This window comes from Marinobacter persicus, from assembly GCF_900114155.1.
Lineage (GTDB): Bacteria > Pseudomonadota > Gammaproteobacteria > Pseudomonadales > Oleiphilaceae > Marinobacter > Marinobacter persicus.
The window spans coordinates 1-21332 of record NZ_FOSC01000009.1 but is presented as its reverse complement, the minus strand read 5'-3'; the positions used below and the strand labels follow the sequence as shown (position 1 = coordinate 21332).

Genomic DNA, 21332 nt, shown 5'->3' with positions numbered 1-21332 from the left:
ATGGCCACTGAATGGCTCGAAGGCACTATAAGACATCGCCGCAAGTTACCGGCCAGGCACGAGTTTCTGTACAAGATCGGCATGCTGGCACTGGACCTGGACGACTGGACCGCACTGCCCCGCCTCAGCCCGTTCCTGTCCGCCGGGCGCTTCAACTGGGTCAGCCTCTACCGGGAAGACTATCTGGACCCGGAGGTGCCCAGCCTTCGCACCGCCGTACAGCAGCGGGTGGAAGCAGCCACTGGCTGGCAACCCGACGGCCCCATTCAGCTACTCACTCATCCGCGCTACCTGGGCTATATCTTCAACCCGGTGAGCTTTTACCTGTGCTACCAGGCCGGTCAACACCCGGAGAACGGCGACGTGCCCCGGGTCATTCTGGCGCAGATCACCAACACGCCCTGGAAAGAGCGCCACGTGTACTGTCTGGAGTGCCAGCGCCCCGGTCCCGGCAGCCCTGATACCTGGCAAACCGAGCGGTTTGCCTTCTCCAAACGCTTCCATGTGTCGCCGTTCAACGGCATGAACCAGCACTATCAATGGCTGTTCAGCTTCCGCGGGCCAGACCTGCGCATTCACATGAACGTGCGCGAAGATGAACGTAAACATTTTGATGCCACTTTGGTGGTCCGGCGCAGCCCGTTTGATCGTAAAACTTTTCACAATAGTCTGGTGCACTTTCCCCTGGAAACCATCAAGGGAACGGCGGGTATCTACTGGAACGCCCTGAAACTGAAACTCAAGGGGGCCCATTTTTATACCCACCCGGACAAACTGGCCTCTGACGACCCCAGCTACCGCAAGGGCAGCGACGATCAGGGCCAAGATGTCACCGAAACACCGGGCATCAACAACGTGAACAACGATCAGCCAGCAAGGGTAAGCTCATGGAGAACCTGAACACCTCATTCAAAGCCGGTGCCGACACCTCGCGTGCGCCGTTGATCAGCCGCATTGCCCGGCAACTGGTGTGCAAACAGTTTGAGAGCCTTAGCCACGGCACTCTGGTGGTGCGTGAATCCGGCTTCGATAACCGGGTATTCGGTGATGCAGACACCCGCTATCCCCATGCCGAGCTGGTGGTACACAACCACGGCACCTGGCGCGACCTGGTCACCGGCGGCGGCATCGGCGCTGCGGAAGCCTACGTGGCCGGCGACTGGAGCTCGCCGGACCTCACCGCCCTGCTGCGTTTTTTCAGCCGCAACATTGATACCCTGAATGCCTTCGAGGACAAATTCGCCTGGATCAGCAAGCCTGCGCTCAAAGGCCTGCACTGGCTGAACCGCAATACCAAAGAGGGCTCCCGCAAGAACATCAGCGCCCACTACGATCTGGGCAACGAGCTGTTCAAACTGTTTCTGGACCCCACCATGATGTACTCCTCCGCCATTTACCCGCGCGAGGATGCCTCACTGGAAGAAGCCGCCGTACACAAGCTGGACGTGATCTGCCGCAAGCTGGACCTGCAGCCCGGCGACCGGGTGGTGGAGATTGGCACCGGCTGGGGCGGTTTTGCCATCCACGCTGCCAGGCACTATGGCTGCCATGTGACCACCACCACCATTTCCAGAGAACAGCTGGAGCTGGCGAAAGAGCGGGTCAGGGCTGAAGGCCTGGAAGACCGCATCACCCTGCTGTTTGACGACTACCGGGACCTGCAGGGCCAGTTCGACAAGCTGGTGTCCATCGAGATGATCGAAGCGGTGGGGCCGCAATTCCTGGAAAGCTACCTGCAGCAAATCGGCGCCCTGCTCAAGCCAGATGGTCTGGCGCTGGTACAGGCCATCAACATGCCGGAACAGCGCTATGCCCGCGCCCTGAAAAACGTGGACTTCATCCAGCGTTACATCTTCCCGGGCAGCTTTATTCCCTCGTTTGGCGCCATTCTGGAGGCCATGCGCACAGGGTCCGATTTGGTGCTGACCCAGGCCGAAGACTTTGGCTTCCACTACGCCCGTACCCTGAACGACTGGCACGCACGGTTCAGAGCCAAACGCAGCGAGTTACAGGAACTGGGTTACGACGAAGCGTTCCAGCGCCTGTGGCACTTCTACTTCGCCTACTGCGAAGCCGGTTTCAGCGAGCGGGCCATTGGCGTGGCGCACCTGCTTCTGGCCAAACCAGCCAACAAACGCGCGAACATCATCAGCTTATGATCGCCTCAGAAATCCATCGCAACGTACTGAATTTCATCCTGTTCCAGACAGGCTGGCTGGTGTGCGTGCTGTTTCCGAGCCGGTGGTCCGTGGCGGTGATTGCGGTATTGCTGGTCGCGCACTTTGCACTGGTCAGCCAGCGCCGGTTCGCCGAGTTGCAGTTCATCGGCCTGGGGCTGGTCCTGGGCAGCCTGATGGACACGCTCTGGTTCCGCACCGGCATACTGGGTATTGCCGGTGAGGAGGAAGCCATCCAGGCCGCGCCGCCCTGGCTGGTGGCCATCTGGGCGATTTTCATGACCACCCTCTGTCACTCCCTGTACTGGGTGGGCCGCACCAGGTGGTTGCCGTTTGTACTGGCGCCCATTGCCGGGCCGTTTGCCTACTGGTCGGCCAGCAAACTGGGCATCGTCACCCTGCCCGACACCCTGGTGTCCCTGGCCGCGATGGCGGTTGGCTGGCTGGTGCTGTTTCCCCTGTTGCTGTTTATCCGCCGAGCGCTTTACACGGAGCTTGAAACGTCATGAACCGTGCAATACTGGCCGTGAGTTTGTGGCTGTTATCTCCGCTGTCGCTGGCCGGAACGTTCGAATTCCAGGGCCAGGCCATCGCAGACAACGGCGACACCCTGTATACCGAGCACCACCGCATGCAGGGCGAATGCCGCGCTGGCGTGTTCCAGCCCACCAAACACCGGGTGGAATACCGCGACCCGGACACCAGCGATACCTTCGCCAACAAGGAACTGGCGTTTGAACGCAGCGCCTTGATGCCGGTGGTGGACTTCTCACAACCCCGGTTCAACGAGCGGATGGATATTCGCTACCGGGAGGAAAAACAGGTCCGGATTGACTGGCAGACGCCGGAAGGTGGCCGGGAACGTTATTCCGTTGGCATTCCGGAGACTCTGGTGGTCGATTCGGGTTTCGACCACCTCATACGCCAGCAATGGCAACGGCTTAACCAGGGCGACAAGGCCGAATTCCGCTTTCTCGGACCCACCCGTGGTGATCACTTCGGCTTTGTGGCCGAGCCGGTCAGCCGCAGCGAGATCAACGCTCACCTCGTGGTTCGCCTGCGCCCCACCAGCCTGATGTTACGGGTGCTGGTGGACCCCATTGTGCTGGGCTACAACGAACAGGGCGCACTCACCCATTACCAGGGTCTGACCAACATCCGCCAGAACGCCGACACCAACTACACCGCCACCATCCGCTATCAGGTGGACCGCTACCCGGATTGCCCGCTGCTACCCTGATTCGCATCGCGCCGCTGCACCACCACACCCCTGGCGGTGTGGTAAACTCGCGCGCAAACCGATCCAGAGGACCGAAACACCCATGATGTTTGTTTCTTTCAACGTCAACAGCATTCGCACCCGCCTGCACCAGCTCAAGGCGGTGATCGACGAACTCAATCCGGACTTTATCGGCCTGCAGGAAACCAAGGTCACCGACGATCAGTTTCCGGTCGAAGACATTCGGGACATGGGTTACCACGTGCACTTCCACGGCCAGAAAACCCATTACGGCGTGGCCCTGTTGTCCCGGCAGGAACCGGAAGAGGTGGTCAAAGGCTACCCCTGGGACGGCGAGGAAACCCAGAAGCGCTTGATCACCGGCCATTTCACCGTCAACGGTGAGCGCCTGACCGTGATCAACGGCTATTTTCCCCAGGGCGAAAGCCGCGACCACCCGGTCAAATTCCCCGCCAAGGAAAAGTTCTACGCCGACCTGATGAGCTGGCTGGACCAGTTGAACGAACAACCCGGCCACATCGTGGTGATGGGCGATATGAACATCTCCCCCACCGACAAGGACATCGGCATTGGCGCCGACAACGCCAAGCGCTGGCTGCGCACCGGCAAGTGCAGCTTCCTGCCGGAAGAGCGGGAATGGCTGAGCCAGGTGGAGCAGCGCGGCTTCACGGATGTATTCCGCCACCTGCACCCGGACGAAGACAACACCTTCAGCTGGTTTGATTACCGTAGCCGCGGTTTCGAACGCGATCCCAAACGTGGCCTGCGCATCGATCTGATCATGGCCAGCGACAGCCTGCTGCCCAAGGCCCGCAGCGCCGGCGTCAGCTACGACATCCGGGGCATGGAGCGGCCATCGGACCACTGCCCGGTCTGGGCCACGTTCGAGCTCTAACCCAGTTAACGACGGGAGATTCCCATGGAAATCCGCAAAATCGATGAAAACATCTCGGTAGCCCCGCAAATCGCGGTGGAAGACGTCGCCGAAATCGCCAGACTCGGCTTCAAAACCTTGGTCGCCAACCGCCCGGACCGGGAAGAGCCGGGCCAGCCGTCCATGGCCGACATTGAAGCCGAAGCCAAAGCCAACGGCCTGAACTGGGTCTACATGCCGGTGGAATCCGGCAATATCACCGACCAAGACGTGGACAACTTCGCGCCCATGATCCGCGATGCCGAAAAGCCCGTATTCGCTTTCTGCCGTTCAGGCACCCGCTGTACCATTCTCTGGGCCCTGAGCAGCGCCCGCGAGCACCAGCCGGAAGAACTTTTGCCCAAGGCGCGAAACGCCGGGTACGATATTTCCGGCCTGGTTCCGCGTATGATGCAACAGGCCAAACACTCTTGATCGACTGACAACGGATAACGTCCATGCCCTACACAGGAACCGAAAATTTCAGCCATAACCAGCCGGAACGTATTGGTGTTCTCGTAACCAACCTGGGAACACCCGACGCCCCGACCACCCCGGCCCTGCGCCGGTACCTGGCCGAGTTTCTGTGGGACCCCCGGGTGGTGGAAGTGCCGCGACCGATCTGGTGGATGATCCTGCACGGGGTCATCCTGCGCATTCGCCCGAAAAAAAGCGCCGAAGCCTACGCCAGCGTCTGGGAACCGGAAGGCTCGCCGCTGCTGATCCACACCGCCAACCAGGCCGAGGGTATTCGCGACGCCCTGAAGAAAAAGTACGGCAACAACGTGGTGGTTGGCTTTGCCATGCGCTATGGCAATCCGTCCATCAGCAAAGTGCTGCAGGAAATGCAGCAACAGGGCGTGCGCAAGCTGGTGGTATTGCCGCTGTACCCGCAATATTCCGCCTCTACCACTGCGTCCACCTTTGATGCCATCTCCGCCGATTTCACCCGCCGGCGCTGGCTGCCGGATTTCCGGTTTATCTCCCACTACCACGACTACCCGGCCTATATCGAAGCCATGGCCAAACACATCGAGGACTACTGGGAGAAAAACGGGCGCAACGAGAAGCTGATCCTCTCTTACCACGGTGTGCCGCTGAAATACCTGCTCAAGGGCGACCCGTACCATTGCGAATGCCACAAGACCTCGCGCCTGCTGGCCGAGCGCCTGGGCCTGGGCAAGGACGAGTACATGACCACCTTCCAGTCCCGCTTTGGCCGGGAAGAGTGGCTGCAGCCCTACACCGACGAAACCCTGAAGTCCCTGCCCGGCAAGGGTGTGAAATCCATTGACGTATTCTGCCCCGGCTTCTCCTCCGATTGCCTGGAAACCATCGAGGAAATCAACGAGGAAAACCGTGAATACTTCATGGAAGCCGGCGGCGACGGCTTTGGCTACATCCCCTGCCTGAACGCCACCCCCGGGCATATTGAAGCGCTGGTGCAACTGGTGGAAGATAACCTGCAGGGCTGGGCCGAGCCGGAGATCAACCCGGACACACTGAACGCCCGCGCCAAACGCGCAGAGGCACAGAAACAGGCAACGTACCCCGGCCGCACCGACATCTGACGGGCAGACGACCATGAAACTGAACTGCGACCTGGGCGAAAGCTACGGCGCCTGGCAAATGGGCCAGGACGAACAGGTCATGCCGTTGATCGACATGGCCAACGTGGCCTGCGGCTTCCACGCCGCAGACCCGATGGTAATCCGCCAGACCCTGGCGCTGGCTGCCAGACACGGCGTTGAGGTGGGGGCACATCCGTCCTACCACGATTTGCCGGGCTTTGGCCGGCGTTCAATTCACCACTCCCCGGAAGAAATCGAGGCGCTGATGCTCTACCAGCTCGGCGCCCTGGAAGGCATGTGCCGCCGGGAAGGCCTGCATATCAGCTACGTAAAACCCCACGGTGCGCTCAACAACGACATGATGCGCAACCCGGAATTGCTGAAGGCCGTGCTGCGCTCGGTGCGCTGCTTCCGAGAAGGTCTGCCGCTGATGATCCCCGTCACCAACCGCTATCGGGAACACCAGGCCATGGCCGCTGAAATCGGTGTTCCCCTGCTGCTGGAAGCCTTCGCTGACCGCGCCTATGACGACGAAGGCCAGCTGGTTTCCCGTCGCCAGGCCGGCGCCGTTCATGAAGACCCCAAACTGGTGGTCAAACAGGCCCTGAGCTTTGCCCGCGATGGCGGTGTTTACAGCGCCACCGGCAACTGGCTGACACTGCCAGCCGACAGCCTGTGCGTACATGGCGACAACGACGCCGCGCTGGACGCCATTCGCGCCATCCGCCAGGCACTCGCCAACCCGGAATCATGATCCAAGCCGTTGGGGAAGATGCGCTGCTGATCTCCTTCGGTGACGCCATCGACAGCGCCCTGCCCGGGCAAATCGCCGCCCTGTGCCAACGTATTGAAGCCCTGGAATTGCCCTGGCTGGTGGACCTGGTGCCGTCCTACACCACCCTGCTGGTGATTTACGACCCGGTTGCCGTCAATGTGTTTGAAGCCAGGGCCCGGCTTCGCCCTTTAATCGACAGTCAACCGGAAACCATCGGGCCCGCAACCAACGCACAGCAAGGCCGGCTGATTGAACTCCCGGTGTACTACAGCCAGGAAACCGGCCCGGACCTGGCCTGGATGGCCGAACACACCGGGCTCAGCAGCCAGCAAATCATCGAACGCCACACCGCCGAAACCTATCAGGTGTATGCCATCGGCTTTGCCCCCGGATTTGGCTTCATGGGTCAGGTAGATCCAAGCATCGCCTGCCCGCGCAAGGACACACCCCGCACCCAGGTACCGGCCGGCAGCGTGGGCATCGCCAACCGGCAAACCGCCGTTTACCCCAAGGCCTCACCCGGCGGCTGGCAACTGATCGGCCGCTGCCCCACGCAACTGTTCGATGAAGTGAACCTCTCGTTACTGCGGGTGGGCGACAAAGTGCGTTTCGTTGCCATCGGCAAGGACGAATTTCTGGCTCAGGGTGGGCAACTATGAAAGAACTCGGAGCCATCAGCTCAGAGTTAAGAGCCATCAGCCCAACATTGAGAGTACTCAGCCCCGGCATCAAAGCCACGGTTCAGGACCAGGGCCGCCAAGGCATTCGCCACCACGGCCTGGCCCGGGGCGGCGTGCTGGACCTGCGCAGCGCCGCCTGGGCCAACAAACTGCTGGACAACGAGCGTAATGCCGCCTGCGTGGAAATCGTTCTGGGCGGGTTTCAGGCGGAAGCCCTGTCAGCCTGCGAAGTCTCAGTAACCGGCGCCCGGGCAGACGTCACAGTGAATGGTAAACCCGTTGGGATGTGGCAGAGCCTGCAGCTGGCGCCCGGCGATAAACTGGCCATCGGCCACTCGCGGAACCACCGGCTGATCTACCTGGCAGTGCGTGGCGGCTTCAAAACGCGTGAGTGGTTTGGCAGCCATTCGGTGGTGGAGCGGGAAGCACTGGAAGGTGCCGGGCCATTACAGGCCGGCGATTTGCTGCCGGCCGGTTCGCACGAGCCTATTCAGGGCGCACCCCGTATTGCCCCACCCCAGGCCTGGCAGTGGCTTGAACAGTCGCCGGTACTGGGCCTGATTCCCGGCTACCAACACCACCAGTTCCGGTCTGCGGACCTGCGCCGGCTGGTTACCAGCCAATATCAGGTATCGGATGACTCCGACCGGATGGGTTATCGGCTGGCGGGAAGCCCAATGGCCGACCCGCCACCGGGTATTGTCTCGGAAGGGATTATCCCGGGCGCGGTGCAGATACCCGGCGACGGCCAGCCCATTGCCCTGTTGGCCGATTGCCAGACCATCGGCGGCTACCCCAAGCCGGGCGTGATTGCATCACTGGATTGCGGCCTGCTGGCGCAACAGCTGCCGGGCTCGGAAATCACGTTTGAATGGACAGACACGCTCACTGCCCAGAATCGGCGTCGTCTGTTTGAGCGGCAGTATCAGCAGACGGTTTGGAGCGAGAACGGTCGCTCCCCGCATTGGCGCTAGTGTCCAAATCCGGCACCGCCTGACAAAACGTGCATTCCTCGTTATCCACCAAAGCACCGCCCGTCTCCACATAGCGGATGCGATGGCTGGCCTTGCCCCGGTTGGCAGACACGGCAAAACGCCGGCGCTCCCGCTCGGGAACTGTATTTTCAGAATCGTTGTCCGCCATGGGCGACCTCCTAGGAATACTCAACTACGGCCCGGCGCCCCTTCAACGGTTTAACGGGCCAGAATCCGGCTGCCCTCACCGGTTAAAACCAACGCATTGGTGTCGTCGAGCTCAAACGACCGAACGTTTTGCAGGGCCTCCAGGAAACGACGCTCCTGGTTCATCAATGCTTCCGGGCACGCCATCATGGTGGTGGCGGCCTTTTCGATATTCAATGTCTGGCCTTCAACGGAGTACCGGGCGAAATACTGGTTGCAGGTCGCCTCACCGGCCACCCGGTTTTCCTCGGTAAAATTCAGCGTAACCCGGGAATTGTCGATGATCCCCTCGCCGTTGATGTCTTCCACCACCCATTGCTGCCCGGTGAGCTGGTCCACCGTTACAACGGCTTCCTGGTCTGACTGTGTCGCACAGCCGGCCAGGGCTGTGGCGGCTAACGCGGTAAACAAAATCTTCTTCATGGGGCAATAATCCTGTCTTTATGGGCTCGTCAGCAGATTCTCCACTAATATCAAAGATAAGTGGGCGCTGGAGACGACATTACCATGGGGCTGTCGATCAACAAATCAGAATTCCCGGCGGAGGACTTCGAGCGCTTTGCTGCCAAGGTCCGCACGGACCTGAGCGCCTTCGCCCGCCTACTGAACCGGCCCGGCTTTGGCGAGGGAGAAAGTTCCATTGGCGCCGAGGTTGAGTTCTACATCGTCAACCCGGATTTGCGGGTTCAGCCCATCAACACCGAAATCGCAGCCAGTGTTCAGGACCCGCAACTGACCGTGGAGCTAAACCGCTTCAACCTCGAATACAACCTCAGCCCCCACCCGCTGCGGGGCGACCCGTTTGGCCAAACGGAGCGGGAGCTGCTCGCCGCCATCCGGCGCATCAACCGGCACGCCGCGCCCCTGGGTGGCGAACTGGTGCCCATCGGCATTCTGCCCACCCTGCGCCGGTGTGATGTGGGCTCCAAGGCCATGACAGACGAGCCCCGTTACCATGCCCTTGCCACGGCCCTGCTCAGGCAACGGGGCGAACCCTTCACCATCCACATTGGCGGTGATGATGTCATTAAATTGATGGCCAACGACGTCACCATGGAAGGGGCGAACACCTCCTTCCAGCTGCACTGGCGGGTGCCGGCGCACCGGTTTGCGGATTATTTCAACGCCATACAGCTGGTCACACCGATTGCCCTGGCACTGGCCAGCAACTCCCCCAGCCTGTTCGGCCACCACCTGTGGGACGAAACCCGGATCGCCCTGTTCAAGCAATCCATCGACAGCCGCTCCCCCAACCGGAAAACCTGGCGGCACCCGTCGCGGGTGTATTACGGAACCGGCTGGGTGCGCAACGCCTGGGAGCTGTTCGCCGCCTCGGCGTCCCTGTTCCCGCCCATCATCCCGATCCTGTCCGATGAAGACCCCATGGCGGCGGTGGACCGTGGCGAGATTCCGGAACTGGCGGAACTGCGGCTGCACCATGGCACCACCTGGCCCTGGAACCGGGCCATCTATGATCATGCCGACGGTGGCCACCTGCGCATCGAGATTCGCTCCATGCCGGCCGGCCCCACCGCCGTGGACATGTGTGCCAACGGGCTGTTCGTGATCGGGGCAGCTCTCGCGGTGCTCGATGACATACCGCACCTGACCTCGATACTGCCCTTCCAGTACACCGAACACAATTTCTACCGCGCCGCCAAATACGGCATCGGCGCGGACATTATCTGGCCGCACAAAGACCAGGTTCAGTTGCAGGATACGCCCCTGTTAACCGTGGCCCGGGCACTGCTGCCCCGTGCCCGGGAAGCCCTGCAACAAACCGCCGTGGTCGAGGCGGAAATTGACCGCCTGCTGGGCATCATCGAAGGCCGCATTGAGAATGCCATCACCGGGGCACGGTGGCAGCGCCGCATCACCGAAGCGTTGTTCAAATCCCTGACCCCGGATGAGGCGTTCCGGGCTATGCTGTCCCTGTACATGGCCAACCAGAAGAACAACAAGCCCCTGCACGAATGGACGCTGTCGCCATGAGCCACTCAACGATTCTGGATTACCTGGACAACCCCTCGCCCCGAACCCTGGGCCGCTCGCCCCTCGAGTGGCTGGACCGAATGCTCAAGCCCACCGTGGTCCGGGTGGCCGGCCGCGACCGCTCCCGCACCCGCGCCATGGCCACCCTGCTGCACGGCAACGAGCCTTCCGGCCTGTTTGCGCTTCACCGTTGGCTGCTGGAACAACACACGCCCGAAGTGAACATGCTGTTTCTTATCGGCGGCGTATTCCCGGCCAAAATTCCACCCACGTTTTCACGGCGCCAACTGCCCGGTGGGCGCGACCTGAACCGGTGTTTCAAGGAGCCCTTTGAAGGCGAGGAAGGCCGGATAGCCGAAGCCATGCTGGCCGAACTGCACAACGCCCAACCCGAATGCCTGCTGGACGTACACAACACCTCCGGCACCGGCCCCGCCTTCGCCGTGACCATCACCAACGACGCCGCCCACCAGGCACTGGCCTCGCTCTACACCGAACGCCTGATCATGACCGACCTGCGCCTGGGCGCCCTGATGGAATATTCCGAACAGGAAGTGCCCACGGTGACCATCGAATGCGGCGGCGCCCAGGACGAACATGCCCATCAACTGGCCTACGAAGGGCTGGTTCGCTACACCTCCGGGGCAGACGTGTTGTCACTGGAAAAAGCGGAGTGGGATGTGGTTGTGCTGCGAAACCCGATCCGGGTGGAACTGGCGCCGGAAGCCACCATCGAATACCGCCTGGAGCCCAGCGGCCGGGCCGACATCACGCTGCCGCCAGACATTGAGCACCGCAATTTCGGGACAGTTGCACCAGGCGAGCCACTGGGATGGGTTGGCGAAAAAGGCCTTGGCGTACTCACCGCCATTGGCCACAACCGCACCGAGAATGTGGAGAAAGTACTGCGCGTGAAGAATGGGCAGATCTACCCTGCCCAGGCCATCAAAACGTTTATGATTACCACCAACCCATTGATAGCAAAGAGTGATTGTTTGTTCTACGCGGTGAAGGCCTCGGGTGAGCCTATTTTTTAGGCCCCGGCCTACGACACCACAAAGTTACGCCCGGATTCCTTGGCGCTATACAACGACTGATCGGCTCGGTGGACCACCTCTTCCAACGGATCTCCAGGTGCCCCCACAGCGACACCAATGCTGGTGGTCACCGTCAGCGGTCCGGTTCCGGTCTTAACCACCAGTTCCAATCGAAAGGTGTGTGGCCAGCACTGTGAGCCCCACCAGCACCAACATCGCGGAACTCTCCAATATGGTCAAAGGCAAGAGCGCCAGAACCGCCACCAGCAACACCGGAAGTATGGTATAGCCAATCAAGCCCGGAGACGGGTATGTGCCTCCTGTCAGAACCTCAACAAAGACATAGAACCCCATGACCACAACCACCAGCGCAGTTGCACTCAAACGGGCGCGATTAAGACTGGGCTTCACGGGAAACAGGGCTATCAGTAACAACAAGAGACCGGTCACAAAGCGCAATCCCATCATCGCGCCCAGGACATCACCGGGCAGCAACCAGCGGTCCACCAGGACCCAGGCGGGCGACGCCAGCCCAAACAACCCGGCAAACAAACGCACGCGCTCGAGCAGCAACTCACTGCTATAGAACGAAAAATCGTGGCTATGATCACGCGAGCTGACACAATCCAGCAGCGCAGAGCGCATCTTGGCAAATAACGGGTGGTTCAAAACAGTTCCCTCAAGCTCCTGCACACATCCGGTCTGAGCACCGTGGTTCAACCATTCGAACAGCTCAGTTGTTGCATCAGCAATGATCAGGAACAAGTTTTGATTTGATTAGTTGTAATTAGCATCTATCACTGCTGGGTTGGAAAATACTGTAAAACTCAGGGCTATATATACACCGTAGCCCAGCAGGAGCAACGCTCCTTCAAATCGGCTAAGACGGCTGCCTGTATACAGAAAGAACAACAGAATCAGCGTCGTTCCCAGCATTACCCATTGGTCAAACTGCAGGATTCGCTCATGGACTGGAAGCGGCTGTAACAGTGCGGAAATGCCGAGTATTCCCAGGAGATTGAAAATATTACTGCCCAGGATATTCCCAATAGCAACATCGGCATGTCGGCGGAACGCCGCGATTACTGATACCGAAAGCTCGGGCAGAGACGTACCAACCGCCACGAGGGTCAAACCTACCACAGCCTCCGAGATACCAAACGCTTCGGCTATTCCCACGGCGCCCTTTAACAAAACCTGTGAGCCGGTGATCAAAAGAACCAGGCCCAACACAATCGCCATGGCTATCCATAGCGTTGTTTTTGGCAGGGAAGTAACTTCCTCCCCTTCCGCTATGTGCAACTTTGCGGAAGGCGCTTCTCCGGAGCGCTCGGTCCAATACGCCCAGATCAGATAAGCGGCAAGCGCCATAAGGAATATGACAGCGTCAGCTTTTACCAACGCATCCCCGCCGACAAGAATAAGAAACAGCATGCTGGCCGCAACAACCGTGACACCGTCACGCCGCAATACGAGCGACTTTACAGCAAGGGGGGTTATCAGTGCGCATACACCCAGAATCAGCAGGATGTTACCGATATTACTCCCCACAACATTGCCGATAGAGATATCGGGCCGCTCACTAAGAGCGGCCTCAACGGAGACCACCAGTTCAGGCGCAGACGTACCGAAACCAACAATTAACAAGCCACTGAGCAGAGGAGAAATGCCCAGTCGATGCGCAGCTGCCAAAGACCCTCTGATAAGTGCCTCACCGCCACTAGACAGAAGCAACACCCCGATAGCGACGAACAGCAGGTTCAACATAATTTTTATGCTTCCGGTTGCGGAGTTAATAACGCCCTGGCTTTTTTGCGGTATCCAGAAGCGGTCTGACAACACAGTCACTTGTTAAAATTCAGTGACTTCATGATCCCTAGCGTCTTTCTCCAATGGCGCCTTTCGATAGCCAAACTCAGCAATCTGCCAGAGATAATCATTCAAGAATGCTGTGATCGAACCGTATTTTTCATACTGTTGAACATGTCGAAACTCGTGCGACAGCAAACGGATATTGCGATGATGTCCACGGCGAATTAGAACCGAATGCCCTAAAGTAATCCCGTCCATTTCAGGGCCTAGAAGGCCTGTGTGGACCACCATATCGCGAAGCGGTTGGTCAGCTGGAAGAGTAAAATCTGACACAAGCTGAATCCGAATTTTCTCCGGCTGTTCTACTCCTACCTGCCTAGCTAGCTTTAAGCCGAACTCGTTCAGGGAATCCCCCTCTAGAGCAGCGAGGTTACTTTGCGCCTCGGCCCAATAGACAGCCTGCGGTAGCAGATCCGGTAATAGCTCTTTCAAATTCACAGTCGATCCCTGAGTTTTAACGCCGCCAGCATGCGCGGCTACGAAATGGAGGCGAAGCCGCAATGGAAAAGACGTCGCCGTGCCTGCGATGGTTATGAATTGACCACCCCAACATCTTTAGCGAACTCCCTCATTTGCTTAGCTTCGTCAACAATTTTATCGAAATCAAGGTCAACGAAACCACCGAATTCATCCGAGGTTAAGTCAATTAGCTTTTGCAATAAATCCCTTTGACTCATCATCCAGGGATGATTGGTTAAGGTCGACGAATAATTATATTTTCCTTCACCGAACCCTGCGCACGACGGTAGAAAGTTCTCATATGCATCCAATGAGTAACGAAGGAAAACCGAGTATTCTCCTAGATTTTCCTGTATGGCTTGATAGTCCGTAGCGCTAGAGTAATTAGCAAGTGACCCAAGCCTGCTCAGACTGTGGCCACATCTTCTTACGGCCTTATATACTTCCTTCATGTCATCACTCTGGTGAGAAAGGAAGATATGTGATTTTAAAATGCACTCAAACCCCATTAGCAGGTCCACAAAACATTTAAATCGTTTAGTCTTCGAGTAATGCTCGTAGAGGAGGTTAAAACGATCCAAAAAGTCTGATGCATCAGTGCAGTAGTGGAATGCCAGATCATTGCGCAAACCGGTTTTTTGAGCTTGCACTATAGTCTCCTCGATTTATAACGCCGCCAACATGCGCAGATTTTCGTGGAGGCTAAGCCGCAACGAAAAATCTGTCGCTGTGCTTGGCCTGGTTATGCTGCGACATCAATGATGAGAAGGGTGCCAATTCGGCTTTCTCGAAGTGGGTCATTTTCATATTCGACAATGCAATGGACTTCGACCTCTCTTTCAGTCATCGATAAAATATAATCTTCAACCTCTTGCCTGCCTACAACCCGAAACTTGTAGTTTCCTTCAGGAATTTGCTGCGACTCCGAAACCCTAAGCTTGCCAATTCGGTCATATTTGTTGAAGTCAAATATATCGCAATTTATTGTCTTAGGTTCTTCATCAATAGAAATTGGCGGATAATATAGCCCTTTCTCTTCAAACAGCATTTTTATGGCCGGGTTTTTCTCGAACTTCGAGCTCAGAGATATTTCTTCGACATTATCTTCTTCCAGGGCATCATCCAGTGTACGCAACCCAGTGATTATCTGCGTACCAATTTGATAAACCGGGCCGTTGTATACGTGAACGGCATTTTCATTACCTTGAGTCACAACCGACGTATTTTCACCATCTTGGTGAATCGAAACCGGCTTTCCCTCATGGGCGGCTTTGTAGATATCATATAAAAATGCGGCACTAGCCTTGGTATAATCCCACATGTCGTCAGGAGACAGAGAGGGCAGGAATGGAAGCGTTTGTTGCACACCAGAAAACATGGCACCGAGCGTAACTAGCAAGCTGCCATGTTCAACATCTTGAGCAATAAGCTTGTAAAGCTCTCTGTCACTTTTAGAAAGGCGAGACTTTCCTGTGACTCCTTTATAAACCCCTTCAAGCACCTGTTGCGTACCGTGCAATCCTGACACCATTTTGTCCAACCTATAGCCGTCGTCAAAGGCTGCACCATTCATCCGGAAAATCAGGTTTTCCATAGCTTATCCTTGTACTCTGTTTAGTCTGAATAACAGCAATTAAGGTTGCTTCCCGAAGGCTTCTTCAAACTTTGCGACGTAAGATTGCGCCTCAGTCACTTGAAGGGTCAGGCGCATTAGCGCGGGTTTTGTAGGTGCATCGAGGACGCCCTCTGCATGCCTATTGATTGCTTGGTATTTCTGAAACGCAACTGGTCTCTCGGCAGCCAGTATGTAGCGATATTGCTCCCACAGGCGGAGATCAACGTGCTTCACTAAGGCATCATTATGTTCCATGGCACCAATTTTTTGGCCCCGTGGAAGCTGGTGATCTTCCTTCGAGGTCATGCGCCTAATCTTCTCGAAATTGCCCTTAATCTCTGCTTCTATCAGCGCTTCTATTCGGTTATTGCGGAAATATTTGGACGAAAGGGGATAAAGTAAAGCGACTAACACCGCCATTAATGTCCCTATGGCTGCCAATGCTGTCCAGAAAACGCTTGGTTTCAGCGTTTCTATCCAAAATTCAAGCATGAAAATCCCTTATGCATAACGCTTTTGTTCAGCGGCGACCTTTTTGTAGCGAAGCGGATAAAAGGGCGTCCGGTGGAGAGCCGTGAGGCCCGTAACAAACTGGAACTACTGGTTATGAAGAGACTGCATCTCCTCCTTTATAAACTTTGCTGATCTCACCGGAAACGTTTGAACCAACATCATGACCGCGATGGAAAAGAAAAAAGCACCTAGACCGACGAACATAAAGAACTGAACAATGCTGATTTCGTCAATTTGAGCCGGAACGATGAGGGTTAAGAGCCCTAAAAGGGCCAAAACGCAGCCGAACACTAGGTTGAACAAAAATCCCGCTTGGTCAAACCACGTCAACTTTATCTTGAGCTCGGAGTCCTTATATTCGAGATGCGTTAGTGCTCTCTTGAAATGAAAAAATCCGAGGTTTCCTTTCGTTTTCTTGTGCAGACTAATGATTGCCTCTCTGAACTCCTTTTCGAGCCGCAGCCCAGTAGCAATCTTGAAATGCTCTGTAGCAAGCTCCTCTTTCAAATGCTCTTTTGTAAGGCCATCCACATGCTCGCAACTCAGAGCCTCAGATATCTTCACAATTTTCGCGCGCTTTCTCTCTTCGAGGTAGTCTGCGATCTTTTTATAGTTAAAGATAATAGCAACCACGACTATTATCACTGAAACCAATATATTGCCTTCCTCAACGCTTGAGACAATGCGATCTAAGAATTCAAGATCCATGTTTACTACCTTTCTCCTTCATAACGCTTTGAATAAGCCGCCGATTTGTAGCGGCAGCGGAAAATTGGTCGGTTTCATTCACTGGTTAGGAGTTTTGACGCCAATCCTGTCACCCAATGACTCGCCACCAAGCATTCCGGGTTTCCAGTTTGCCTGGGCTCGTATGTCATGGGCTATCCCGAATTCTTCAACCTTAACTGTGCGCTCGTGATACTTTTCGCCTTCATCATAGACTTGAGTATCCTCATAAACGACCAATTGCGAGGTTGTCGTGCCAACACAAACGCCGATCAAGTAATCGTAAGGTTCACTATGAACGAAAAGAGGAGACCCGCTAAGGCCCTGAGTAATTGGGAAACTTAGTTCAAAAAGTGGCGGATTATTGTGGTTCACGAGCCTGCCTGCAGGAACCTCTCTCTGAATATATCCTTTGTGGTAACGCTGCTGGACTTGGAACTCATCAACTAGCTTATTGATGATTGATGCGGGATAACCGTGAGTTGCAACATCCTTCCAAGGCCCGACCGTGATATTGGAATACTGATAAAAGGTATGCGACGCCAATGGAGTTTTACAGATTGCAACATCGAAATTGTCTGGGGCAAATTCATACTGCTCTATGGGTAAACAAACGTGCTTCCCGACCTCAGAATGAAACGGAGAAAATAATAGCTTTCCGCCGTTTTCTTCAACATCAACGTTCCCTTTTTCAATTACATGCCGTGCTGTCAGAAGGAAGCCATCCTCATTGATGTAGAAGCCAGTTCCGTGAAGTCTGGCTACATTTATATGATTACCCTCCTCAATGCCACGACTGATTGAAGCAACTACACACTGCATCATTGGAATAGTGCTCATCTTGGCTCCTAACGCCGCAATTAGGCAAACTCTTTATCTACGAATGCTTTAGCAATTTCCATAAAACTTATTGCATTGTCTAGCATATTTTCAACTTCCTCATTGCCGGGTGGCTTGATAGCGGAAAGAATAGTTGAGTGAGAATATGAGACAGAAAGGGTTCGATAAATTGAATTGTAAAAGCTCCACAACTCAGAGGCCTGCGCTGCGTTGTACACGCTATACCCTAGGTGACACACCGGTTCATTTTCGTTTTTTTCCAACGCTTTAGTTAGGGCTTGGGAATTCTCTTGCGTAAGCAGCCCACCCCCATCCTTGCTTAGATCCTTATTCAGACAGTTTAACGCCTTTGGAATACTGGCTTCGGTATTGTTCTTAAGCTCTTGAACGAAGTTTTCCTGCGTCACCAAAGCAAACATATTGAATAAATGCTCCATTGATAAGCGTTGTATCGTAAGAGCCTCATCGTGGTAGCCCTCTGCCACCAGACTTGAAATGACTTTGCAATTAATCAAAAACTTCTTCCAGTACACTAAGGACAGCGAATACCTCTCTTCACGCTCGCCCTTCGCCAAAACTTCTTGCGCCATCAGATGGTCATACGCAAATTTATTAATTTGATCGACTTTTTCGTGTGGAGTCATACTTTCTTCCTGCGCTGTAATACGCTTTGACAAGCCTAACGCCAGCCAACATGCGCAGCTACGAAATGGAGGCGAAGCCGCAATGTAGTAGGCGTCGCCGTGCTTGGCCTTGTTAGAACACAATGGCTGATTTGGCTATTCATCAGGCCTTCGCGCAGTTTTGCTGACGATATAACGCGCCGTCCCCTCTTGGTCAGTGAATCTAATTTGATTCCCGATCGTCGTTGAACAGAAGTCGTTAAAGCCAATAACAATCTGCCCAAGGCTGTGATTGTGATGATGTATTACCTTCCTGTAATTATTCCTATGCGAATATATTCCAATGACTGTCGGAAAATCGGCGCCAAATAGTCTGGCCGCCTCTGGTAGGAGATAACTGTGCTTGAAGGAATTGACGATCTCTGAGAGCACATGCGGAAAGCGGTCAACTCCCTTGAAGAACTCATCAATAAGTGCGGCGCCTACCTTTGTGGGCTTCCCCTTTGAGAACAAGGCACCCCATCCGTCGACTTCTAATTCCACAGAGTCCTGAACGACACGCTCGTATTTCAGGCAGTAGGACATCATTACTAAGTCATCCATAACCCGCTTCATGTTTATCAATGCAGTTTCAATCGAGTACTTGTGTGGCCGGTGTTGACATGCTTCCCAGGCCGCGACTGCCTCGGTCACTTGACGCTGTATGTAGTCTAGTCGGTCTGCTATCTCGATACAGACTATCGCCCCATTCAAAAGATACGGGATTGAAGGCGGACAAGGGATATCGATAGCACGGATTTGATATACTTGGAAACGTCCGTCGGACTTCTTACCCGAGTAATAGTTGATTTCTCTTATATCAGGTTTCCTTGGCGCATCTTCCTTACACATTATCGTTTTCCCTCATGTTCTCAGTTCGACCTCAGTTCTAACGACCGACTTAATCGGCCGAATTTTAAGTACCAGCGGAAAATCCGGTCCGCGTTGAAGCCTGTGTTATGTGTGCCGCCATACATTTACAGTCCATCTCGGCCCATTCTCCAGACTACAATCTCATCCTTCAGAGTATTTACGATGATGGTCATATCCAGAGACTCGAAATAATAGTTTGAAATAATGTCAGGATTCCGAGTTCTCACCGGGAATTCTTTCCATTCCCCAAAGCGACCCTTCCAGAATTCAGGGTCCCATTCTGAGCCCATGATAATGTTTTCTCTAACCCACTTTTGGTTCTCATTGCGCTGAGCTGCTAGCTCGGCGGGTTCGCCGGATCCCATTAATTTAATCGGGTGCCTATGCTCTAAGCGCTGATCTACTCCAGAAAGCCTTGACTCTTCGTCCTGAAATCCCCAACGAGGATAGAACGTCGCCTCGACTTCATATTGGCCAGACGGCAGGTCACTTACATCGAATGTTACCTGCCCATTCCCATTCACTAACCGCACCCGCTCATTCTTACCAATCCAAGTATCATCTGCCGCTTGGCCGGCCAGACTGATACCAACCATTAGTTCGATTGTGCCAGGTATGTTTGTACTCAATTCTAGATAGACTTTACTGTCGTTCAGTCTCTCACTTGAAACTGACACTGAATAACCTTCGGGCGGATACGAAATCCTTTCGTGCTTGGCCTCATTCTCTGAATCGGATGCATTCGTAGAATTCGACGAATCGTACGATGCATCACAGCCAAACAGAGCGAAAGAGGCTACTGCTGCCATTAGATAGAATTTGATAACGCTATTTTTTGCAAAACTCATGCAATCTCTCCTGTCTCATTTTGCACATAATGCTGCCCATAACCCGCAGCCGAAGGTGGAGCGACGAAGGAACGTAGCTCTCGGCTGTTGGACTTCCCCCAATAAAATGGACACGCCCCATCAGTTGATTCCTTCGAACTCTAGCGGAGTCCGGTAACCAAGGCCACTGTGCAGCCGTTGGGTATTATAAAAGCCCTCAATATAGGCTTTTATATGTTTCCGTAATTGGCGCATCGTCACGAAGCTGGTGGCGTGTAGCAATTCTCCCTTGAGGGTCTTGAAGAACGATTCGACCTCAGCGTTGTCGGTGCATTGACCGGGCCGATTCATGCTGTGCTTTACCTGGTACTGCCTCAGCAGCGCTTGTGTCTTATGAGCTCGGTATTCGATGCCGCGATCCGTATGGAACAACAGATCAGAATCAGGTTGTCTGGTCGTAAAGGCATCGCGCAGCGTCGCTCGGGCAAAGTTTGCACTCAGACTCTCTCCCAGGCGCCAGCTGATGATGCGGCGTGAGTACAGGTCCAGCACCACCGCCAGGAAGACGTACTTCTTGCCAAGCTTGATGTAGGTGACATCACTGCTCCATTGCTGGTTTTCCGCAGTCGGCTTCGCCGCTTCAAGTCGATAATTTGGCAGGGCCTTCAAATCATCCCTGAGCTTCCTCAGTCGGCGGTATACACGAGCAGAGCGGGCCTTCATGCCCCACTCCCGCATAATCTTCGCGACCCGATTCTCTCCGACTATCAGACCTTCGCGACGCAGCGTCTGGTAAACGCGAGGACTGCCATAACGGCCTTTACTGTTGTCGTAGATCTTCCTGATCTTCAGCAACAAGTCTGCCTTGTCCGCGGCTCTCTTACTGGGCTCCCGGTTGGCCCAGGCATAGTATCCAGACCGCGACACCTTTAGATGTCTGCACAGCGCTTTTACGCTGTAGTCTCGTCGGTGTTTCCAGATGAACCGGAACGCTTCCGTCGTTCCTCGGCCTGAAAACGTTGAAACTTTTTTAGGATGTCATTTTCCTCCTGAAGCTCCGATATCCGGCGTTTCAGGCGGGCGACCTCATCCTCGTCCTGGATTTTCTTCTTCGCGTCAGCTGGCGCTTTCTTAACCCGTTTCATGGCGAATTTTCCTTCACGGTATTCTTTTCGCCAGCGTGACAGCATGAAGGGGTGGATATCCAGCGCTTCCGCGACGCCTTTCACGCTGCGATGAGCCTGGTGACTCCACTCCACCGCTTTGACCTTGAACTCAGTACTGTACTGCTGAGTTTTCTTCCCCGTGATCATTTCCGGCATCGTATTTCTCCTCCTGCGGAGTTATCGATGCGTGTCCACTGAACTGGGGGAAGTCCA

General features: G+C 55.3%; 26 protein-coding genes. 12 read left to right on the top strand and 14 right to left on the bottom strand.

Annotation, left to right across the window (positions count from 1 at the left end; genetic code table 11):
* The 10 genes from BMZ63_RS10735 to BMZ63_RS10690 all read left to right on the top strand — a co-directional run bounded on the left by BMZ63_RS10735 (window position 1) and on the right by BMZ63_RS10690 (window position 8330).
* Window positions 1–900 (top strand): DUF1365 domain-containing protein, encoded by a 900-nt coding sequence (locus tag BMZ63_RS10735; protein ID WP_091705412.1) that lies wholly within the window; start codon window positions 1–3, stop codon window positions 898–900.
* Window positions 888–2159, top strand: coding sequence for an SAM-dependent methyltransferase (locus BMZ63_RS10730; protein ID WP_091705411.1), 1272 nt, complete (start codon window positions 888–890; stop codon window positions 2157–2159). Before BMZ63_RS10735 ends, BMZ63_RS10730 begins: the two co-directional genes overlap by 13 nt.
* On the top strand, window positions 2156–2686 hold the full coding sequence (locus BMZ63_RS10725; protein WP_091705409.1) for a DUF2878 domain-containing protein: 531 nt from the start codon (window positions 2156–2158) through the stop codon (window positions 2684–2686). The genes BMZ63_RS10730 and BMZ63_RS10725 overlap by 4 nt, the downstream gene beginning before the upstream one ends.
* Window positions 2683–3417, top strand: a complete 735-nt coding sequence (locus BMZ63_RS10720; protein WP_091705408.1) for a hypothetical protein — start codon at window positions 2683–2685, stop codon at window positions 3415–3417. The genes BMZ63_RS10725 and BMZ63_RS10720 overlap by 4 nt, the downstream gene beginning before the upstream one ends.
* Window positions 3418–3499: 82 nt before the next feature.
* The gene (xthA, locus tag BMZ63_RS10715; protein ID WP_091705406.1) at window positions 3500–4312 is read left to right on the top strand and encodes an exodeoxyribonuclease III; all 813 of its coding nucleotides are present in this window, start codon (window positions 3500–3502) and stop codon (window positions 4310–4312) included.
* Window positions 4313–4336: 24 nt separating this feature from the next.
* Window positions 4337–4765 carry a protein tyrosine phosphatase family protein gene (locus tag BMZ63_RS10710; protein ID WP_091705405.1) on the top strand — a complete coding sequence of 143 codons (429 nt, stop codon included), beginning with the start codon at window positions 4337–4339 and terminating at the stop codon, window positions 4763–4765.
* A gap of 23 nt (window positions 4766–4788) precedes the next feature.
* Window positions 4789–5901: a ferrochelatase gene (gene hemH, locus BMZ63_RS10705; protein ID WP_091705403.1), complete on the top strand. Its 1113-nt coding sequence runs from the start codon at window positions 4789–4791 to the stop codon at window positions 5899–5901.
* A gap of 13 nt (window positions 5902–5914) precedes the next feature.
* Window positions 5915–6655 carry a 5-oxoprolinase subunit PxpA gene (locus BMZ63_RS10700; protein WP_091705401.1) on the top strand — a complete coding sequence of 247 codons (741 nt, stop codon included), beginning with the start codon at window positions 5915–5917 and terminating at the stop codon, window positions 6653–6655.
* Window positions 6652–7335 (top strand): 5-oxoprolinase subunit PxpB, encoded by a 684-nt coding sequence (gene pxpB, locus BMZ63_RS10695; RefSeq protein WP_091705399.1) that lies wholly within the window; start codon window positions 6652–6654, stop codon window positions 7333–7335. The genes BMZ63_RS10700 and pxpB overlap by 4 nt, the downstream gene beginning before the upstream one ends.
* Window positions 7332–8330 carry a 5-oxoprolinase subunit C family protein gene (locus tag BMZ63_RS10690; protein WP_091705397.1) on the top strand — a complete coding sequence of 333 codons (999 nt, stop codon included), beginning with the start codon at window positions 7332–7334 and terminating at the stop codon, window positions 8328–8330. Before pxpB ends, BMZ63_RS10690 begins: the two co-directional genes overlap by 4 nt.
* Before the next feature lie 219 nt (window positions 8331–8549).
* On the opposite strand, the gene BMZ63_RS10680 is transcribed toward BMZ63_RS10690, so the two are convergent.
* Window positions 8550–8960 carry an META domain-containing protein gene (locus BMZ63_RS10680; protein WP_091705394.1) on the bottom strand — a complete coding sequence of 137 codons (411 nt, stop codon included), beginning with the start codon at window positions 8958–8960 and terminating at the stop codon, window positions 8550–8552.
* 84 nt (window positions 8961–9044) lie between these two features.
* Between BMZ63_RS10680 and BMZ63_RS10675 the strand changes: the two genes are divergently transcribed.
* Together BMZ63_RS10675 and BMZ63_RS10670 are read left to right on the top strand one after the other, a co-directional pair.
* Complete coding sequence (locus BMZ63_RS10675; protein ID WP_091705393.1) at window positions 9045–10529, top strand: glutamate-cysteine ligase family protein; 1485 nt, start codon at window positions 9045–9047, stop codon at window positions 10527–10529.
* Window positions 10526–11566, top strand: a complete 1041-nt coding sequence (locus BMZ63_RS10670) for a M14 family metallopeptidase (RefSeq protein WP_227663552.1) — start codon at window positions 10526–10528, stop codon at window positions 11564–11566. The genes BMZ63_RS10675 and BMZ63_RS10670 overlap by 4 nt, the downstream gene beginning before the upstream one ends.
* A gap of 8 nt (window positions 11567–11574) precedes the next feature.
* On the opposite strand, the gene BMZ63_RS15305 is transcribed toward BMZ63_RS10670, so the two are convergent.
* From BMZ63_RS15305 to BMZ63_RS10605, 13 genes are all read right to left on the bottom strand, one after another.
* A complete protein-coding gene (locus BMZ63_RS15305; RefSeq protein ID WP_227663563.1) occupies window positions 11575–11673 on the bottom strand; it encodes a hypothetical protein in 99 nt (32 codons plus the stop codon).
* Between the two features lie 46 nt (window positions 11674–11719).
* Window positions 11720–12331, bottom strand: a complete 612-nt coding sequence (locus tag BMZ63_RS10660; protein ID WP_143072211.1) for a hypothetical protein — start codon at window positions 12329–12331, stop codon at window positions 11720–11722.
* A gap of 12 nt (window positions 12332–12343) precedes the next feature.
* A complete protein-coding gene (locus tag BMZ63_RS10655; protein WP_091705386.1) occupies window positions 12344–13333 on the bottom strand; it encodes a calcium/sodium antiporter in 990 nt (329 codons plus the stop codon).
* Between the two features lie 84 nt (window positions 13334–13417).
* Window positions 13418–13876, bottom strand: a complete 459-nt coding sequence (locus BMZ63_RS10650; RefSeq protein ID WP_091705384.1) for a hypothetical protein — start codon at window positions 13874–13876, stop codon at window positions 13418–13420.
* A gap of 92 nt (window positions 13877–13968) precedes the next feature.
* Entirely contained in the window at window positions 13969–14547 is a 579-nt protein-coding gene (locus tag BMZ63_RS10645; protein WP_091705382.1) for a hypothetical protein, read from the bottom strand.
* Between the two features lie 92 nt (window positions 14548–14639).
* Entirely contained in the window at window positions 14640–15491 is an 852-nt protein-coding gene (locus BMZ63_RS10640; RefSeq protein WP_091705380.1) for a hypothetical protein, read from the bottom strand.
* A 39-nt stretch (window positions 15492–15530) separates the two neighbouring features.
* Window positions 15531–16004, bottom strand: a complete 474-nt coding sequence (locus BMZ63_RS10635; protein ID WP_091705379.1) for a hypothetical protein — start codon at window positions 16002–16004, stop codon at window positions 15531–15533.
* A gap of 105 nt (window positions 16005–16109) precedes the next feature.
* Window positions 16110–16733, bottom strand: a complete 624-nt coding sequence (locus BMZ63_RS10630; RefSeq protein ID WP_091705377.1) for a hypothetical protein — start codon at window positions 16731–16733, stop codon at window positions 16110–16112.
* A gap of 78 nt (window positions 16734–16811) precedes the next feature.
* Window positions 16812–17591: a trypsin-like peptidase domain-containing protein gene (locus BMZ63_RS10625; RefSeq protein ID WP_091705376.1), complete on the bottom strand. Its 780-nt coding sequence runs from the start codon at window positions 17589–17591 to the stop codon at window positions 16812–16814.
* Between the two features lie 20 nt (window positions 17592–17611).
* Window positions 17612–18235 (bottom strand): DUF5677 domain-containing protein, encoded by a 624-nt coding sequence (locus BMZ63_RS10620; RefSeq protein WP_091705374.1) that lies wholly within the window; start codon window positions 18233–18235, stop codon window positions 17612–17614.
* A 135-nt stretch (window positions 18236–18370) separates the two neighbouring features.
* On the bottom strand, window positions 18371–19105 hold the full coding sequence (locus tag BMZ63_RS10615) for a hypothetical protein (protein WP_091705372.1): 735 nt from the start codon (window positions 19103–19105) through the stop codon (window positions 18371–18373).
* Window positions 19106–19230: 125 nt separating this feature from the next.
* A complete protein-coding gene (locus tag BMZ63_RS10610; protein WP_091705371.1) occupies window positions 19231–19974 on the bottom strand; it encodes an Ig-like domain-containing protein in 744 nt (247 codons plus the stop codon).
* Window positions 19975–20094: 120 nt separating this feature from the next.
* A protein-coding gene (locus tag BMZ63_RS10605) for an IS3 family transposase (RefSeq protein ID WP_091705369.1) occupies window positions 20095–21275 on the bottom strand; the annotation gives its coding sequence in 2 pieces (ribosomal slippage) (window positions 20095–20976 and window positions 20979–21275; 1179 coding nt in all).
* Window positions 21276–21332 lie beyond the last annotated feature (57 nt).

What these genes read in the sequence shown, in the direction of transcription:
- BMZ63_RS10720 (WP_091705408.1), top strand. Translation starts at nt 2,683, where the DNA reads ATGAACCGTGCAATACTGGCCGTGAGTTTGTGGCTGTTATCTCCGCTG.
- xthA (WP_091705406.1), top strand. Translation starts at nt 3,500, where the DNA reads ATGATGTTTGTTTCTTTCAACGTCAACAGCATTCGCACCCGCCTGCAC.
- BMZ63_RS10735 (WP_091705412.1), top strand. Translation starts at nt 1, where the DNA reads ATGGCCACTGAATGGCTCGAAGGCACTATAAGACATCGCCGCAAGTTA.
- BMZ63_RS10690 (WP_091705397.1), top strand. Translation starts at nt 7,332, where the DNA reads ATGAAAGAACTCGGAGCCATCAGCTCAGAGTTAAGAGCCATCAGCCCA.
- BMZ63_RS10610 (WP_091705371.1), bottom strand. Translation starts at nt 19,974, where the DNA reads ATGAGTTTTGCAAAAAATAGCGTTATCAAATTCTATCTAATGGCAGCA.
- BMZ63_RS10625 (WP_091705376.1), bottom strand. Translation starts at nt 17,591, where the DNA reads ATGAGCACTATTCCAATGATGCAGTGTGTAGTTGCTTCAATCAGTCGT.
- BMZ63_RS10635 (WP_091705379.1), bottom strand. Translation starts at nt 16,004, where the DNA reads ATGCTTGAATTTTGGATAGAAACGCTGAAACCAAGCGTTTTCTGGACA.
- BMZ63_RS10670 (WP_227663552.1), top strand. Translation starts at nt 10,526, where the DNA reads ATGAGCCACTCAACGATTCTGGATTACCTGGACAACCCCTCGCCCCGA.
- BMZ63_RS10710 (WP_091705405.1), top strand. Translation starts at nt 4,337, where the DNA reads ATGGAAATCCGCAAAATCGATGAAAACATCTCGGTAGCCCCGCAAATC.
- BMZ63_RS10730 (WP_091705411.1), top strand. Translation starts at nt 888, where the DNA reads ATGGAGAACCTGAACACCTCATTCAAAGCCGGTGCCGACACCTCGCGT.
- BMZ63_RS10700 (WP_091705401.1), top strand. Translation starts at nt 5,915, where the DNA reads ATGAAACTGAACTGCGACCTGGGCGAAAGCTACGGCGCCTGGCAAATG.
- BMZ63_RS10725 (WP_091705409.1), top strand. Translation starts at nt 2,156, where the DNA reads ATGATCGCCTCAGAAATCCATCGCAACGTACTGAATTTCATCCTGTTC.
- BMZ63_RS10680 (WP_091705394.1), bottom strand. Translation starts at nt 8,960, where the DNA reads ATGAAGAAGATTTTGTTTACCGCGTTAGCCGCCACAGCCCTGGCCGGC.
- BMZ63_RS10655 (WP_091705386.1), bottom strand. Translation starts at nt 13,333, where the DNA reads ATGTTGAACCTGCTGTTCGTCGCTATCGGGGTGTTGCTTCTGTCTAGT.
- BMZ63_RS10615 (WP_091705372.1), bottom strand. Translation starts at nt 19,105, where the DNA reads ATGTGTAAGGAAGATGCGCCAAGGAAACCTGATATAAGAGAAATCAAC.
- hemH (WP_091705403.1), top strand. Translation starts at nt 4,789, where the DNA reads ATGCCCTACACAGGAACCGAAAATTTCAGCCATAACCAGCCGGAACGT.
- pxpB (WP_091705399.1), top strand. Translation starts at nt 6,652, where the DNA reads ATGATCCAAGCCGTTGGGGAAGATGCGCTGCTGATCTCCTTCGGTGAC.
- BMZ63_RS10630 (WP_091705377.1), bottom strand. Translation starts at nt 16,733, where the DNA reads ATGGATCTTGAATTCTTAGATCGCATTGTCTCAAGCGTTGAGGAAGGC.
- BMZ63_RS10620 (WP_091705374.1), bottom strand. Translation starts at nt 18,235, where the DNA reads ATGACTCCACACGAAAAAGTCGATCAAATTAATAAATTTGCGTATGAC.
- BMZ63_RS10640 (WP_091705380.1), bottom strand. Translation starts at nt 15,491, where the DNA reads ATGGAAAACCTGATTTTCCGGATGAATGGTGCAGCCTTTGACGACGGC.
- BMZ63_RS10675 (WP_091705393.1), top strand. Translation starts at nt 9,045, where the DNA reads ATGGGGCTGTCGATCAACAAATCAGAATTCCCGGCGGAGGACTTCGAG.